The sequence below is a fragment of the Helicobacter pylori genome (assembly GCF_017594925.1).
GTDB classification, from domain to species: domain Bacteria; phylum Campylobacterota; class Campylobacteria; order Campylobacterales; family Helicobacteraceae; genus Helicobacter; species Helicobacter pylori_DP.
Window position 1 is genome coordinate 1 of sequence record NZ_JAALNT010000016.1, and the last position, 17,627, is coordinate 17,627.

General features: G+C 39.6%; 7 protein-coding genes. 5 read left to right on the forward strand and 2 right to left on the reverse strand.

All coding sequences use genetic code 11. The features are described 5' to 3' along the window. Positions 1–118 precede the first annotated feature (118 nt). Both G6069_RS06145 and gap read right to left on the reverse strand, forming a co-directional pair. Positions 119–7,309, reverse strand: a complete 7,191-nt coding sequence (locus G6069_RS06145) for a vacuolating cytotoxin domain-containing protein (RefSeq protein WP_197293707.1) — start codon at positions 7,307–7,309, stop codon at positions 119–121. A gap of 80 nt (positions 7,310–7,389) precedes the next feature. Then, positions 7,390–8,388: a type I glyceraldehyde-3-phosphate dehydrogenase gene (gene gap / locus G6069_RS06150; RefSeq protein WP_197293708.1), complete on the reverse strand. Its 999-nt coding sequence runs from the start codon at positions 8,386–8,388 to the stop codon at positions 7,390–7,392. A gap of 144 nt (positions 8,389–8,532) precedes the next feature. Here gap and G6069_RS06155 point away from each other — a divergent pair, with 144 nt between their 5' ends. The 5 genes from G6069_RS06155 (at position 8,533) to hofG (ending at position 17,501) form a co-directional block, all read left to right on the forward strand. Continuing rightward, on the forward strand, positions 8,533–9,225 hold the full coding sequence (locus G6069_RS06155) for a Bax inhibitor-1/YccA family protein (protein WP_197293709.1): 693 nt from the start codon (positions 8,533–8,535) through the stop codon (positions 9,223–9,225). A gap of 97 nt (positions 9,226–9,322) precedes the next feature. Then, positions 9,323–12,580 (forward strand): carbamoyl-phosphate synthase large subunit, encoded by a 3,258-nt coding sequence (gene carB, locus G6069_RS06160; RefSeq protein WP_197293710.1) that lies wholly within the window; start codon positions 9,323–9,325, stop codon positions 12,578–12,580. 4 nt (positions 12,581–12,584) lie between these two features. Beyond that, the gene (locus G6069_RS06165) at positions 12,585–13,016 is read left to right on the forward strand and encodes a Sua5 YciO YrdC YwlC family protein (protein WP_197293711.1); all 432 of its coding nucleotides are present in this window, start codon (positions 12,585–12,587) and stop codon (positions 13,014–13,016) included. Between the two features lie 176 nt (positions 13,017–13,192). Continuing rightward, on the forward strand, positions 13,193–15,628 hold the full coding sequence (locus tag G6069_RS06170) for a TonB-dependent receptor domain-containing protein (protein WP_197293712.1): 2,436 nt from the start codon (positions 13,193–13,195) through the stop codon (positions 15,626–15,628). Between the two features lie 328 nt (positions 15,629–15,956). After that, positions 15,957–17,501, forward strand: coding sequence for an outer membrane beta-barrel protein HofG (gene hofG / locus G6069_RS06175; protein WP_197293713.1), 1,545 nt, complete (start codon positions 15,957–15,959; stop codon positions 17,499–17,501). Positions 17,502–17,627 lie beyond the last annotated feature (126 nt).

Here is a 17,627-nt window from a genome sequence, read left to right on the forward strand (position 1 = left end):
CGATACAAAAAGATAAAAATAAAGATAAAGGCAAAGATAAAGAAAATAAGGTTTTTTGAAATTGCATGGGTGATCCTGCTATGAATTAGGCTTGTTAAAAACAAGTTTAATGATACCATTAAAAAGCATAGCGCATACCAATATTTCCGGTAATATTAATATCTTTATAATCAAGCCCAAACCTAGCCCCAATGCCGGCATTCACATAAAAGGTTTTGAATAACCTTATCTCCCCGCCTGTGATAATGCTAGCAAAAGTGTTGTATCTGCCACCATCTCTATAGCTTAGGGTGTTATTACCAATAAAACGCACCATTTTATCCCCCATAGAATTAATGAATAAGTCCCTACCCACATCCGCAATCACAAAATAATAAGAGTTTTTGTTGAAGTAATGCCGACTTTCTAGGGCAAAATTGATCGTTAGAACGGATTTTTTATTAGGGTCAGCATTGGCTCTGAATTGATTGTAAATAGGATCATCCATAATGCCCCTTAAACCGGACAAGCCAATGTAATAATAGCTTAAGCCTACTTGGGGTTTAAAAATAACGCTTTTATCTTTAAACATGAAATCATAGCCATAATTGATTTTAGCGTCAGTCGTCCAAGTGTCGTATCTGTAAGACTGATTGATGATTGAGAGTAGGGGGTCATAGGAGTTGATGAAAGTCTTATTGTATCCCCAAGTCTCATTCAAGCTCATGGTTAATTCGCTTCTTTTGATAAACGCTCGGCTATAAACGCCCATATTAACATTGCTAGAGCCTGATTGAGTGATGTTTGCATGGAACCCACTATACCCATAAGCGGCATAACCCCCCACAATCACGCCCTTAATGAACCTATCATACCCTACATTGATACCATATAAAGTTCCAGTGCCTCCATTAATGAAACTAGCCCCTCCAACTCCTGTCGCCCACACATTATTTTTGACTCTGTTTCTTTGAGAGTATTTTAAAATCACATCCATAGCGTTAGGGATCGCATCAGCGAATCGCTTGTTTTTAAGGGCTTCTAAGCGCTCGTGAAAATCAGCACTGGCAAAGGTTGAAGTGTCAGAGAGCTTGGCTAAACGGCTCATTTGTTGCGTGTAGGTGTTGATCTGTAAAATATTAGTGGCGTCATTTTTAAAATCAGGGTTAGCGATGACTTCTAAAGTGTTAGCAATATCTCCAGCGATCGTGGTTAAATCTTTTGCGGAATGGCTTTCTAAATAATAGGGAGCGAATAAAGGGCTTCCCTTAGTTTCAAAGATTTTATTGAGCCAATCAATCGCTTGATTGCCTCCAGCTTGATCAATACTATTCACGCTTTGAACGCCCTGAATTTGAGCGATATATTGTTTTAAAGTGGGGGCTTGTAGGTTATTGATAGGATCATTAGAAACAGCGATTTTCACTTTATTATAAAGAATGGAAGTGTAAATGTATTGATTTTGAGAGTCCTTAAAGCCTACAACTAAACCGCCATCTTTAACGCTCACGGCTTGCCCGTTATAAGTTAAGCCGTTGTCAGTCATCACCATGTGCTTGCCATTAATATCAATGAGCGCATAAAGCTTAAGGTAATTATCCAGGCTGCTGCCTCCTGTGATTTGGTTGTTATACCCGTAATAAATGGCTTTAGCGCTATCAATCAGCGTGTAAGTGCCTGTTTCTTTTGAAGAAGCGTTGAATTGGATTAAGGGGTTATTGTCATTAGCCATGATCGTCGCTGTGCCTTGAGTATTAATAATGGCATGACTAACTGAATGACTGAGGTTAAACACCAAATCGCCATAGCTATTAAAATTCCCCATGACATTCAAACCATTAGCGTTAGTGCTTAAAGTCGCTTGTTGGTTTAAAGTGAAATTACCATTAATATTAGCCGTAGAATTAGAGGCGTTGTTAAAAGCGTTGGTGATCGTTAAATTATTGGCTTGCAAAGTCGCGTTTTCATTGAGATTGAGCGTGCCTATGACGCTATTATTTGTTACTTGAGACAAATCAATAGCCCCATTAGAAGCGATTGCACCTAAGAAAGTGAAGTTGTTAGCACGCACGCTTAAAGATTCATTAGTGGGGGTTACGCTAGAGTTTGTAGAAGAGCTGTTTTTGGTTGTAGGGCAATTGGCTAAATTGATACAAATTTCACCCTTTTGAACGCTCACGTTATTCAAACCCGCATTAAGGCTTAAGCCATTAGTAGCGTTTAGGGTGGTGATATTGATACTAGAAATATCATTAGAAGCAAAAATCAATGTGCCTTGATACTTGCTAAAGTCAATCGTATTATCGCCATTAAAAATAATAGACTTGTTGGCGACAAAATTCAAACTGCCTCCTGTAGCGTTGCTAAAAGAGCTGTTGTTGACAAAAACATAGCCATTGCTTAAAAAGTTAAAATACCCTTTTTGCCAAAAATCATGCAAGCCTCTAGGCGATAAAAGAGCACCTAAATCGTTTTCTTTGAGTGCGTTTTGTAAAGAGGGCGGCAACACGCTCCCTAAACCTTGATTATAAACGCCGCTTAACCCGCCTTGAGAAATGATATTATTGATGATATTATTCACTAAGCCTTGACTTTCTAGCTTTTTAACGACATTTTGTCCTAAAAACTCGTTCAACAAGTCATTCGCTACCACACCAATGTCTTTTTGCAAGCTTGTAGGGGGATTAGTAATATCCTTTAAAACCACGCTTAAAATAGAGCTTAATTCAGAAGCATCTATATACCCACCGATAAAATTCAAAAGCCCTTTATCGTCTAGCATGCTTTTTAAAGACTGCTTAGCAAGGTAGTTTTCTATGATGGATGGGGTAACAAAATTGCCAAAAATGCTTAGTTTTTTACTGATAATATTTTGGATTGCATTCATGACCCCACTATTATTCAATAAATCATCTAAGTTATTTTGACCTATAAGTTGGCCCAAGGTTTCATCTTGCAAGCTAGTGGGCAATTCCTTACTCAAAGGGCTTAGAGCGTTTTCTATAAAGTTTCCTAAACCGCCGGCTTGCTTGATTTTTTCCATAGCCACTTGACTGAGAACATTCGCTAAATTCCCTTGATTAAAGATTTTATCAATCCCTTTTTGGCCCAAAAGATTAAAGATATTGTCTGTAGCTTGAGCTTCTATGTTGGCTTTATTCAACACTAAATTATTAGTGCTTTGAAAGGTTACATCCGCACTCCCTCCGCTTTCAAAGGCGTTACCACTTCCAATTGTCCCGGTAATATAAATGCCTTTAGCTTTAAAATCAGCGTTAATGTAGCCTAAATAAGGGGAAGTTGAGCCTAATAATTGCCCCAAGTAAGTGTTTCTAAAAGAAGAACAAGTGGCGCTATCTAGCGCGCAAGGACTGCTATAGCCATTGCCCCCAAACCATATAGAGCTGGTAGAGTTTGTAACATTATCTTGAGTAGCGCCTATAATTAGATTCCCGTTATTAAAGGTTTGATTGATGTTGTCAGTCAAATGGTTGATCGTTTCTAGGAGCGCTTGCTTTTGCGCTTGGGTGATTTTAATCTTATCTAAGAGTTGCAACACTTCATTAATGTTAGTGATATTGTCTAATTGGTTGGATTCAATCATTTCTTTTAAGGTAGCGGAATTTTGAGAAAGGATCCCTAAAAGCGTTTTTAAATTCTCGCTAGAAAAACCCTTATTGTAGATATTCAAACTACTCAAAGGCTGGTTGAACGGGCTATAAGTGCCTGGGGCTTGAGGCGTTTGAGAGCCTTTAGGCGTGAAAAGGCCTTTAATGTTGCTTGTCAAGTAATAAGTGCCTGCTTGATTGTCGCTATAATCATAGCTATAACCGGTAGGATTTTGCTTAGAAGCTTGGTAATTATAAAGCTCAGGAGCGATATTAAAAATAGTGTTAGAAGCCGAGTTAGGGTTATTTAAAACTTCTATGGTTAAATCCCCATTTTTAATGCTCTCTTGAATGATTTGAGAAGAATTGAGAGGGTTTATAAACGACCAAGTTTGAATGTTGTCATTATCGCTATAGGTAGCGTTTTGGATTTTCATGCCATAAAAAAGGATTTTTTCATAGCCATTAGCCCCACTAATGCCAGTAATCCCTTTTTGAGCGTTTAGGATGTTGTAAGTTACAGATTTTGTAATATTGTCAAAGATATTGATGTCAGATAAATTAATATCCCCATTATTCCCTAAAACAAACTGCCCGCTAACGCTCATTAAAGCCTTAGTTAAAGAGGGTGCATAACCATTAAAATTTAACGCCCCATTAGCCGTAAGGTTATTAAAATTCAATGAACTTGCGCTATCAAAATTAAAGCTTGCTGTATCAATGGTCGTGTTGCCTCCAAAATCAGCCTGGCTTGCACCTTGAAAATTGATATTAGCGTTTAAAGAGCTTGTGTTATTGGCTGATAAAACGCTATCGTCTAAATTGATAGTGGTGTTGTTTGAAAAACTAGCACTAGAAGCGTTGAGCTTGCTATTCGCGTTAAGACTGAGTGTCCCACCATTAAAAAAGAGACTATTAAAGGTTGCTTGACTCCCGTTATAAATATTGAGACTCGCTTGATTGTTAAAAGCGCTTGTGTTATTCGCATTCAAAACGCTTTGATTGTCTAAACTTAAATTAGAATTATTATCAAGCGTTAAAGAATTTTTAAAAGCGGCTTGACTTTTATTGCCAAGCGTGATATTAGCGTTGTTTTGCAAGGTTGTATCGCCATTAAAGTTCAGCAAACTTTGAGAGCTAAGCGTAAAACTAGTGTTACCTAAAAGCTGTGTGGTGGCGTTAAAATTGCTTGTCCCCCTAGAATACAAGACATTGAAAACCGCTTGCGTGTTATTGAAAATAAGGCTATTAGCCTGCAAATTATAAACTGCCCCACCATTCAAACGAGAATTGATAAAGCTTAAAGAATTAGAAGCGTTAGCACTGATAGTGCTTGATCCTCCAGGGTTTGTAAAACCGCTGAACGAAGCGTTAGAAAACGAAATATTCTTAGCGCTAAAACTGAATTTCCCCCAAGTCATATCGCTAAAACTGGAATTAGTCACGCTGATATTGTTTGTAGCGTCAAAAGCGGCATAGGAATGCTGACTAGCCCCCGTTTGAATCATTTTAGTAACGGTTTCAGCGTCATTATAATTCAAGCCATCCATAGTGATATTATCGCTTGCTTTAAAGGTAATGTTCGCTCCCCCACCATCTGAATTTGAAACGCCTTCACCGGTTTTAAAACTATTGGTCAAGTAAATGTTAGCCGCACTAAAAGTTCCCGTGATATAGCCAAAACCTCCATGCCCTATCCAAATCAAGCCGTTATCATTCACGCTCTCTGTATTGTTCCCTATGATCAAAGTGCCATTTTGGATATTAACGCCAAAACTTCTTCCAAACAAATTAGCTGTATAAGTGCTGAGCGTGTTGCCGCTTTGACCGCTCTGTCCTGAAAGATTGGGATCAATATAATAAACCCCTTTGTTTGAGTAAGTTTGATTTTGAAGCCAATAAACTCCATTCCACACATTCGTTGTGGGTAAATTTTGAGTAGGGGGTGTGGGCGGAACTTTATTAGGGGGAGTGTTTGGCACGGTGTGTTTTGTAGGAGTGGGTGCATGGCTTGGTGTGGGGCTTGTAGGCTTAGCGTTAGCTATCGCTTGTTCTAATCCCTCTTGTTCAGCGTTAAAAGTCTTTTCATCGTTTTGTAAGGTTTGTTCATCTTGTTGCTCTTGTTTTTGTGCTTGATTGAAGGCTTGCTCGTTAAAGCCTGTTGGGGAGTTGGCTAATTGTTTGAGCTTGTCTAAATCTCCTTGTAACGCTTGTTCATCTTGAGCGATTTGTTGGTTGGTGTTTTCTAAACCTTGAGCGTCTTTAGCGATAGTGGTGTTTTTATTGTTGGTGTAGCTTGTATCGTTATTTGCGATCGTGTTGTCGCTAGCAGCGTTATTTAAAGCAGTTTGTGAGTTACTCAAGTCTTGTTGATAGGTTTTTTGGGCTTGTTGTTGTAAATCGTCTCCTAAAAATTGGGTAATGATGGATTGTTTGTTAAAGGTTTCTTGTAAGGTTTCATCTTGCCCGTTAATGTCAAAGGTTACATCATAAGTGTTATTACCCACTTCAACATGGCTGATAGCCTTATCGCCCTTATAATTGATTAGATCCCACAAATAGCTTTGATAAACCCCATACTGGATCGCTCCGTTTGTAGTGAGAATGTCATAGGTTTGATTATTATTAAGGGTTTGATTGAGGTTAAAGATCGCATTAGAATTAAAAGACACACTGCCTTTAAGGCTGGCAAAAGGCGAACTTGAATTTAAAGTGTTAGTGCCTGAGAAACTCACCTTGCTGGTATTAGAGTGATAAGTCCCTTGATTGAAGGTGTCGTTATTAAAGCTAACATTGTCATTAAAATTATAAGTGCCTTGATTGAAATTGCTGTTTTCAAAAGTGGATTGGGCGCTATTAAAGTGGTAAGTCCCTTGATTGAAGTTACTATTACCAAAGCTTGAACTTGTGCTGTTACTAAAATTATAAGTGCCTTGATTGAAGCTCGTTTGATTGAAGGAGATGGCGTTATTATTATTATTACCGCTGAAACTAAAGCCCCCATTAGTGTCGTCTTTAAAGCTAGAGCCACTGACCTTGATATTAGAGCCTTTAAAATTCATGTAAGAGTGTTGCGTCCCTGCATCGTTATTATCAAAACTCGCTTGATTGATAGTGATATTGTTAGCCGCATTAAAATTGAGCGTGGCCCCACCGCCATCAGCGTATGAGTTTCCGGTTGTTAAATGGTTAGAATTAAAATTAATCGTTTGAGCGTCATAAGTGCCTGTGATATAGCCGACATCACCCCCATTAATACCTGTGCCTCCAAAGCGGATATTCCCCCCTATATCAAGCGTGCCACCATTGAATTTTTGCGTGAAACTAGCCCCACCAGCGCTATAAGTGGTAAGAGTGTTTAAATAATAAGTCCCAGAGCCTTGAGTGTTGCTAAAAAGACAATAAGAGTTGTGCGTGGGTGAATTAGAACCGCTTTCAATATTGTCTTGATAACTCAAAGACGACCATGACCAATAACGGCATTCGTTAGCCCTTAGGTGGGATAACCCCCCTAACGCTCCTATCAATAAAACCGAAGCTTTTAAAAAAGATTTGTTTTTATTAAAGGGCTTTTTAATGGATTTTGTTTTTTTATGGCGTTTTAAGAGCTTTTCACGCTTCAAGATTCGATTCAATGTGAAAATTTTCTTTGAGATCTTATTCAATTTGAAAGATCCCTTTGAAACAAACCTGGAAATCAATCTGGCCTTTTTAAACGCCATTTAAAACTCCAATCGTTTTTATTAAATCCCACATTATACAATTTGATGTTAAACAAACTCAAAAAGATTCGCAAAATGACTCAATAATGATACATGAATTGCGCCATATCCACCAAACGATTAGAATACCCCCATTCGTTATCATACCACCCCATGATTTTGACCATATTCTCTAGCGTGAAAGTCAAATCAGGCGCGATGATAACGCTACTGGGATTGGAAATGAAATCAGAACTCACCCTTTCTTTCAAATCTATCTCTAACACGCCTTTTAAAACCCCTTTTGAAGCTTCAATCAATAAATCGTTGATTGGCTCTTTAAAGGCCTTTTTTTCTAAAAACAAACTCAAATCTATCATGGACACATCAAGGCTAGGCACCCTAACGCTGTGCCCATGCATTTTGTTTTTGAGATTGGGTAAAACTTTATGCAAGGCTAGAGCGGCTTTAGTGGTGGTGGGGATAATGTTACTTGCGGCCGCTCTGGAGCGCCGTTTATCCAAAGGGTGGGCCAAATCAATGAGTTTTTGATCGCTCGTGTAGCTATGAATAGTCGTTAGCATGCCCTCTTTAATATTAAAAGCTTTATCTAAAATAGCGCAAATGGGCGCGATAGCGTTAGTCGTGCAAGAGGCGTTAGAAACAATGGCCTGGTTTTGATAGAGAAAATGATTGACCCCATACACTAAAGTAGGGTATTGTTTTTCATCGTATTCGCCCATAAAAGGAGCGGATAATAACACCTTTTTAGCCCCAAGCAAAAGATAATTTTCTAGCGTTTTAGGCTCTAAAAACTTCCCTGAACACTCTATGATAACATCCACACCCTTCAAGTCTTTGATGCTATTAAAAACAGGGATTTCTAACGAGCCGATAATAAGCTTACCATTAGAGTAACGCACTTCTTTAGGAAGCAGCCCATGCACGCTGTCATGCTCTAAAAGATAAGCCAAGATTTCCCAATTAGCAGGGTCATTGATGCCTATCACTTCTAGTTGAGGGTTTGTATCATTGCGCTCTAAAATCGCTCTTAAAACGCATCTCCCAATGCGGCCAAATCCATTGATAAAAATTTTCATGGTAACTATTATCCTATTTTCAGACTTCAATTTCAATTTTAGGGGGTTTTGTTTGGTATTTTACTACATTTTGTGCTATTATATTGGACCTAGCTGTAGGGTTAATTAAAATTATTTATTGAGTTGAAATTCAAGGAGTAAAACATGGCATTGTATGACAGAGCTGATTCTCATAATGCGTATGCAGAAGATTCTGTGTTGCATGAAAGCGAGCTGGTAAGTTTTGTTAAAACGACTTACAAGTTCTTTGCGGGCAGTTTGTTATTAGCGACTATCGGGGCGTTATTAGGTTTAATGAACTTTCAAGCCGTAGTGCAGTATAAGTGGGTGTTTTTTATCGCTGAAATTGCGGCGTTTTTTGGTTTGATGTTTTCTAAATCTAAACCCGGATTGAATTTGTTCATGCTGTTTGCTTTCACTTCATTATCAGGGGTTACTTTGGTGCCTTTGTTGGGTATGGTGATTGCAAAAGCTGGTTTAGGAGCGATTTGGCAAGCTTTGGGCATGACAACCATTGTTTTTGGTTTGATGAGCGTGTATGCCCTTAAGACTAAAAACGATCTAGCGAACATGGGTAAAATGCTCTTTATCGCTTTGATTGTGGTGGTGGTGTGTTCGCTCATTAACTTGTTTTTGGGTAGCCCCATGTTCCAGGTTGTCATTGCGGGAGCGAGCGCGATTTTATTCAGTCTTTATATCGCTTATGACACTCAAAACATCGTTAAAGGCATGTATGATAGCCCCATTGATGCGGCGGTGGACTTGTATTTAGACTTTTTGAATGTCTTCATTTCTATCTTGCAAATCATTGGTATTTTTTCAGACAGAGACAAATAGTTTGAAAAAATAGGGGGGGACGCCACGCAAAAACCTAATAAAAAATATTTTAAAACTAATAACACTTCATTTTATATTCTTTCTTTAAGGATTGGTTATGCCTAAACGCACCGATATTTCCAACATTCTACTGATAGGCTCAGGCCCTATTGTGATCGGGCAAGCTTGTGAGTTTGACTACTCAGGGACTCAAAGTTGTAAAACCTTAAAATCTTTAGGCTATAGAGTGATCTTAATCAATTCTAACCCGGCCACCGTGATGACTGACCCTGAATTTTCTCATCAAACTTATATCCAGCCCATCACCCCAGAAAATATCGCCGCTATCATTAAAAAAGAAAAGATTGACGCTATTTTACCCACAATGGGCGGGCAAACCGCTTTGAATGCGGTCATGCAAATGCACCAAAGGGGCATGTTAGAAGGCGTGGAGCTTTTGGGGGCTAAGATTGAAGCGATTAAAAAAGGCGAAGACAGGCAAGCTTTCAAAGAAGCGATGTTAAAAATCGGGATGGATTTGCCTAAAGGGCGTTACGCTTATAGCGAGTTAGAGGCCCTAGAAGCCATTAATGAAATTGGCTTTCCAGCCATTATCAGAGCGAGTTTCACGCTAGCTGGGGGAGGGAGTGGGGTCGCTTACAATATTGAAGAGTTTCAAGAATTGGCTAAAAATGCCCTGGACGCTTCGCCCATTAATGAAATTTTGATTGAAGAGTCCTTGTTGGGGTGGAAAGAATATGAAATGGAAGTCATACGAGACAGCAAGGATAATTGCATCATTGTGTGTTGCATTGAAAATATTGACCCCATGGGCGTTCATACCGGCGATAGCATCACCATCGCTCCAAGCCTAACCTTAACCGATAAAGAATACCAACGCATGCGCGATGCGAGCTTTGCGATTTTGAGAGAAATTGGCGTGGATACGGGCGGGAGCAATGTGCAGTTTGCTATCCACCCAGAGACTTTAAGAATGGTCGTGATTGAAATGAACCCACGAGTGAGCCGCAGCTCCGCATTAGCCTCAAAAGCGACCGGGTTTCCCATTGCAAAAGTGGCTACCATGCTTGCGGTGGGTTTTAGCTTAGATGAAATTAAAAACGATATTACCAACACCCCAGCGAGCTTTGAGCCTAGTTTGGATTATATCGTGGTGAAAATCCCTCGCTTTGCGTTTGAAAAATTTGCCGGTGTTTCTAGCACTTTAGGGACTTCTATGAAAAGCATTGGCGAAGTGATGGCGATAGGGGGGAATTTCTTAGAAGCCCTACAAAAAGCGCTATGCTCTTTGGAAAACAATTGGCTAGGGTTTGAATCGTTAAGCAAAGATTTAGAAGTAATAAAAAAGGAAATCCGCCGGCCCAATCCCAAACGCTTGCTCTATATCGCTGATGCGTTCAGGCTCGGCGTTAGCGTGGATGAAGTGTTTGAATTGTGCCAGATTGACAGGTGGTTTTTATCTCAAATTCAAAAGCTAGTCAAAGCAGAGGAGGGCATCAATTCTAGCGTTTTAACGGACGCCAAAAAATTAAGAGGGCTTAAAAATTTAGGCTTTAGCGATGCCAAGATCGCCGCTAAAATCAAAGAAAATGAAAATTTGGAGGTCAGCCCTTTTGAAGTGGAATTAGCTAGATCTAATTTACAAATTGCGCCCAATTTTGAAGAAGTGGACACTTGCGCGGCGGAGTTTTTATCGCTCACGCCTTATTTGTATTCCACCTATGCCCCTAACCCTTTGCCCCCTATTGAAAACAAACAAGAAAAACAAGAAAAGAAAATCCTAATCATAGGCTCTGGGCCTAACCGCATCGGTCAAGGCATTGAATTTGATTATTGTTGCGTGCATGCGAGCTTTGCCTTAAAAGATTTAAACATTAAAAGCGTCATGCTCAATTGCAATCCAGAAACCGTAAGCACGGATTATGACACGAGCGATACGCTCTATTTTGAACCCATTCATTTTGAGTGCGTGAAGAGCATCATTCAAAGGGAGCGAGTGGATGGCATTATCGTGCATTTTGGAGGACAAACCCCTTTAAAACTCGCTAAAGATTTAGCCAAAATGCAAGCCCCCATTATTGGCACGCCTTTTAAGGTGATTGATATTGCTGAAGATAGAGAAAAATTTTCCCTCTTTTTAAAAGAGCTTGACATTAAGCAGCCTGAAAACGGCATGGCTAAAAGCGTTGATGAAGCTTATAGCATCGCTAATGTGATTGGTTTCCCTATCATTGTGCGCCCTAGTTATGTGCTAGGCGGCCAACACATGCAAATTTTAGAAAATATTGAGGAACTGCACCATTATTTAGAAAACGTTACGCATTCTTTAGAGATTAGCCCTAAAAATCCGCTTCTCATTGACAAGTTTTTAGAAAAAGCGGTGGAATTAGATGTGGATGCCATTTGCGATAAAAAAGAGGTCTATATTGCCGGCATTTTACAGCATATTGAAGAGGCGGGTATCCATTCAGGCGATTCGGCATGCTTTATCCCTTCCACTTTAAGCCCTGAAATTTTAGATGAAATTGAGCGAGTGAGCGCGAAAATCGCTCTGCATTTAGGCGTAGTAGGGCTATTGAATATCCAATTTGCTGTTTATGAAAATTCGCTGTATTTGATTGAGGTCAATCCCAGAGCCAGCAGGACCGTGCCTTTTTTAAGCAAGGCTTTAGGCGTTCCTTTAGCCAAAGTGGCGACTAGGGTTATGGTGTTAGAAGATTTGAAAGAAGCCTTGAAGTTTTATGATAAAAAAAATATCGTAGAATATTCTAAAGGCGTTTATAAGCCTAAAATGCCTCATTTTGTGGCTTTAAAAGAAGCGGTTTTCCCTTTTAATAAACTTTATGGATCGGATTTGATTTTAGGGCCTGAGATGAAAAGCACCGGCGAAGTGATGGGGATTGCTAAATCTTTAGGGCTTGCTTTTTTCAAGGCTCAAACGGCTTGCTTTAACCCCATTAGAAACAAGGGGCTTATTTTTGTCTCTATCAAAGATAAGGATAAAGAAGAAGCGTGCGTTTTAATGAAGCGATTGGTTGAATTGGGTTTTGAATTGTGCGCCACAGAAGGCACGCATAAGGCTTTAGAAAAAGCCGGTGTGGAGTCTTTAAAGGTGCTTAAAATCTCTGAAGGCCGCCCCAATGTCATGGATTTAATGATGAATGGGGAAATCAGCATGGCTATCAACACCAGCGATCACAAATCTCAAGATGACGCCAAACTCATTCGCGCTTCTGTGCTTAAAAACCATGTGAGTTATTTCACGACTTTAAGCGCGATAGAAGTCTTACTTTTAGCGTTAGAAGAAAGTTCTCAAAAAGACGAGTTGTTAGCCTTACAGGATTATTTGAAGTAATTTAATGGCGCTAGTGTATTTAGCTCAGAGCGATACCACTATCGGGCTACTCTCTAAAGACAGCGAAAAACTCAACGCCTTAAAAGGCCGCCCTAAAAACCAAAGCGTTTTAATAGAAAGCGCTGATTTTACCACTTTAAAAAGCCTGGTGCACGCGCCCAACGCGTTTAAAAACCTCATCAGGAGAAGCGCTAAAACCACTTTTATCTACCCTAATTCTAAAGCCGTTCGTGTGGTTAAAGGCAGGCATGGGGATTTTTTAAAGCGTTTTAAAACGCTCTATAGCACCTCAGCCAACATCACCCAATGCGCTTATGATAAAGAAATCGCTTCCAGCCTCGCAGATGTGATTGTGAGCGATGAAAGGGGTTTGTTTGAAAGTGGTAGTTCTAAAATATTCAAACTCTATAAAGATAAAAAAGTGAGAATAAGATAAAAAAGACCTTTCGCATTCTGCGCGTTTTGAAAGGGGTTTTTGTGGGATTTTTCTAAAAGTTTATCATTTGTTTATCAAAAATGGCTAGCTCTTTTAAGGTGATTGTAATATTTTTTTGATTATAATAACACCTTTATTTTTTAAGAGAAATTATTATTATATTTAGGATTTTAAGAATGAATGACAAGCGTTTTAGAAAGTATTGGAGTTTTTCTATTTTTTTGTCCTTATTAGGAACGTTTGAATTAGAGGCTAAAGAAGAAGAAAAAGAAGAAAAAAAGACAGAAAGGAAAAAAGAAAAGAACGCCCAACACACTCTGGGTAAAGTTACCACTCAAGCGGCTAAAATCTTTAATTACAACAACCAGACAACCATTTCAAGTAAAGAATTAGAAAGAAGGCAAGCCAACCAAATCAGCGACATGTTTAGAAGAAACCCCAATATCAATGTGGGCGGTGGCGCGGTCATAGCGCAAAAAATTTACATGCGCGGTATTGAAGACAGATTGGCTAGGGTTACGGTGGATGGCGCGGCGCAAATGGGCGCAAGCTATGGGCATCAAGGCAATACGATTATTGACCCTGGAATGCTCAAAAGCGTGGTGGTTACTAAGGGGGCGGCTCAAGCGAGCGCGGGGCCTATGGCTTTAATTGGCGCGATCAAAATGGAGACTAAAAGCGCGAGCGATTTTATCCCTAAAGGCAAAGACTACGCCATAAGTGGGGCTGCAACTTTTTTAACCAACTTTGGGGACAGGGAAACCATTATGGGCGCTTATCGTAACAACCATTTTGATGCGCTTTTGTATTACACGCACCAAAATATTTTCTATTATCGTGATGGGGATAACGCGATGAAAAATCTTTTTGACCCTAAAGCGGATAATAAAGTTACAGCAAGCCCCAGCGAGCAAAACAATGTGATGGCTAAGATCAATGGTTATTTGAGCGAAAGGGATATTTTAACGCTCAGTTATAACATGACCAGAGACAACGCTAATCGCCCTTTAAGAGCGAATTTTACCGGCACTTTTTTACCCTATTCTTGCGGTGATTTTAACGCTTTCCCTAACGAGAAAAACCCTGATGATTGTTTGTTTGAAAATGACGCTAGTTTGTTTAAAACTTATAGCGTCAATTTAGTGCATAATGTGAGTTTGAACTATGAAAGAGAAGGGGGGAGTCGTTTTGGTGATCCTAAATTAAAAATCAATGGCTATACGAGTATCAGGAATGTCCAAATTGATCCGCTTTTTAGGCCTAGCGATATAGCGACTATCATCCCTTTCACCCCAAACCCAAAACTTAGCGAAGAAAATCAATGCGTGGCGCAAGGGGGCATTTATGACGCTCTTAAACAAACTTGCTCCATCACTTTTAAAAGCCTTGGAGGGGGTTCTGTGGTCGCTAATAAAAATCTATTCATCATCAATTCTGGGTTCAATGCGAACGTGATCCACACCATAGATCATAAGAATGACAATCTTTTGGAATACGGGTTGAATTACCAAAACTTAACCACTTTTGATAAAGCGATCCCTAATAGCGAATTAGTCAAGCCCGGCGATGCCCCTGATGCGTGCTTAAGGGTTACAAGCCCTAATGATCCTAACATGAACGGGCGCTGCCAACGAAATGGCGCTACGGCGAATGTGGTTGGGGTGTATGCGCAAGCGAATTACACCTTGCATCCTATGGTAACTTTAGGGGCAGGGACTCGTTATGATGTCTATACTTTAGTGGATAAAGATTGGCAATTGCACATAACTCAAGGGTTTAGCCCTAGCGCGGCTTTAAACGTCTCGCCTTTAGAAAATTTGAATTTCAGGCTTTCTTATGCGTATGTAACCAGAGGCCCTATGCCTGGAGGTTTGGTGTGGATGCGTCAAGATAATTTGCGCTACAACCGCAATTTAAAGCCAGAAATTGGGCAAAATGTGGAATTTAACACCGAATACAGCAGTCAGTATTTTGATTTTAGAGCCGCCGGTTTTGTCCAATTGATTTCTAATTACATCAATCAATTTTCTTCAACGCTTTTTGTAACCAACTTGCCCGCACAAGATATTATTTATGTGCCGGGTTATGAAGTTTCAGGGACGGCTAAATACAAGGGTTTTTCTTTAGGCTTGAGCGTGGCACGATCATGGCCTTCTTTAAAGGGGCGTTTGATCGCTGATGTGTATGAATTGGCTGCCACGACCGGCAATGTATTTATTTTAACGGCAAGTTATAAAATCCCACGCACCGGCCTTAGCATCACTTGGCTTTCACGCTTTGTTACGGATTTGAGTTATTGCTCTTATAGCCCTTATCGTAACGGCCCTACGGATATTGACAGACGGCCTAGCAATTGCCCTAAAACGCCCGGGATTTTTCATGTGCATAAGCCGGGTTATGGGGTGAGCAGTTTCTTTATCACTTACAAGCCCACTTATAAAAAACTTGAAGGGTTGAGCTTGAATGCGGTGTTTAACAATGTTTTTAACCAACAATATATTGATCAAGCAAGCCCGGTGATGAGCCCTGATGAGCCTAATCAAGACAAATACGCAAGGGGCATGGCAGAGCCTGGCTTTAACGCTAGGTTTGAAATTTCCTATAAGTTTTAAAATTTGAGCACGCGGGGGGCTATTTTCTTTGAAGCGGTTAAAAAAGTGAAGAAATAAAAACGCCCGCGCAAAAACAAAAAAGGAGGGTTAAAAGAAGCGAGAATTTCATGCGTAATAAGCCCAATCAAAAATAACGCATTCTTTAAAAGTAACAAATATATGATTTTAATCCTTTAATTTTAAACCAATTTGAAATAAAAGGTTATTTTTTGTAAAATAAGGTTGTGGATTTTAATTGATATTTTAACTTTATGCTGTTTTTTTTTTTTTTGATTATAATTATAATCTCAACAAAAAAGATTATACCATTAAAATTAGGGAGAGTTTAGTGAGGCAAGAAAAGTATTTTTTGACTTCTTCGTTATCGCTTTTATCGTTTTTATTATGTCCTGCAGAAGCTTTTGATTATCGCTTTAGCGGTCGTGTGGAGAACTTTTCTAAGATTGGTTTTAACAATTCTCAAATCAATACTAAAAAAGGGATTTATCCTACTGAAAGTTTTATAGATATTGTAACTTTAGCGCAAGTCAAAGTCAATTTACTCCCTAAAGGCACCGAAAACCATAGGCTCTCTTTCTCTTTGGGTGGGGCGATTGCAGCCATTCCTTATGATAAGACTAAGAACGATATTAACCAAGCTAACGGGAAGATTTTTGGCTCAATTGTAGAGAATTTCATTGGGGGCTATCATGGATACTTTTTTAATAAGTATCTTGGCCCTGCTTATGCTGGGACTTCTCAATCAGCGAGCTATCATGCAAGGCCTTATGTGGTGGATACCGCTTTTTTACGATACGATTACAAAGATGTTTTTGGGTTTAAGGCGGGGCGTTATGAAGCGAATATTGATTTTATGAGCGGTTCCAATCAAGGGTGGGAAGTGTATTATCAGCCCTATAAGACGGAGACGCAAAGGTTAAGATTTTGGTGGTGGAGCTCTTATGGTAGGGGTTTGGCGTTTAACTCTTGGATTTATGAGTTTTTTGCGACAGTGCCTTATTTGAAAAAGGGAGGCAATCCTAGTAACAGCAACGATTTCATCAATTATGGTTGGCATGGGATCACCACGACTTATTCTTATAAAGGTTTAGACGCTCAATTTTTTTATTATTTTGCGCCTAAGACTTATAACGCTCCCGGTTTTAAGCTAGTCTATGACACGAATAGGAATTTTGAAAACGTAGGCTTTCGCTCTCAAAGCATGATCATGACAACCTTTCCCTTATATTATAGGGGGTGGTATAACCCAGAAACAAACACTTATAGCTTAGAAGACAGCACGCCCCATGGCTCGTTGTTAGGGAGGAATGGCGTTACTTTGAATATCCGCCAGGTTTTTTGGTGGGATAATTTCAACTGGTCCATTGGCTTTTATAACACCTTTGGCAATTCGGACGCTTTTTTAGGCTCTCACACCATGCCAAGGGGTAATAACACTTCCTATATCAGTAATGAAATCTCAGTAACGACTAGGCATGCCGGAATGATTGGCTATGATTTTTGGGATAATACGGCTTATGATGGGCTGGCTGATGCGATCACTAATGCGAACACTTTCACTTTTTACACTTCTGTTGGAGGGATCCACAAGCGTTTTGCATGGCATGTTTTTGGGCGCGTCTCTCATGCAAATAAAAATGCACTAGGGCAAGTGGGGAGGGCTAATGAATACTCCGTGCAATTCAATGCGAGCTATGCGTTCACTGAATCGGTTCTCCTTAACTTTAGGATCACTTATTATGGGGCTAGGATCAATAAAGGGTATCAAGCAGGGTATTTTGGAGCGCCCAAATTCAATAACCCTGATGGCGATTTTAGCGCGAATTACCAAGACAGAAGTTACATGATGACCAACCTCACGCTGAAGTTTTGATTTTCAATAAGTTAAAAACACTCCAAGGTATTTTTTAAAATCTGAATATAAAAGACTTTGTGCAAAGCTAGTTTTGTGAAGTGATCAAACGCTAAAGACGATTGGGCTTCCTAGGCTGATGTTGGG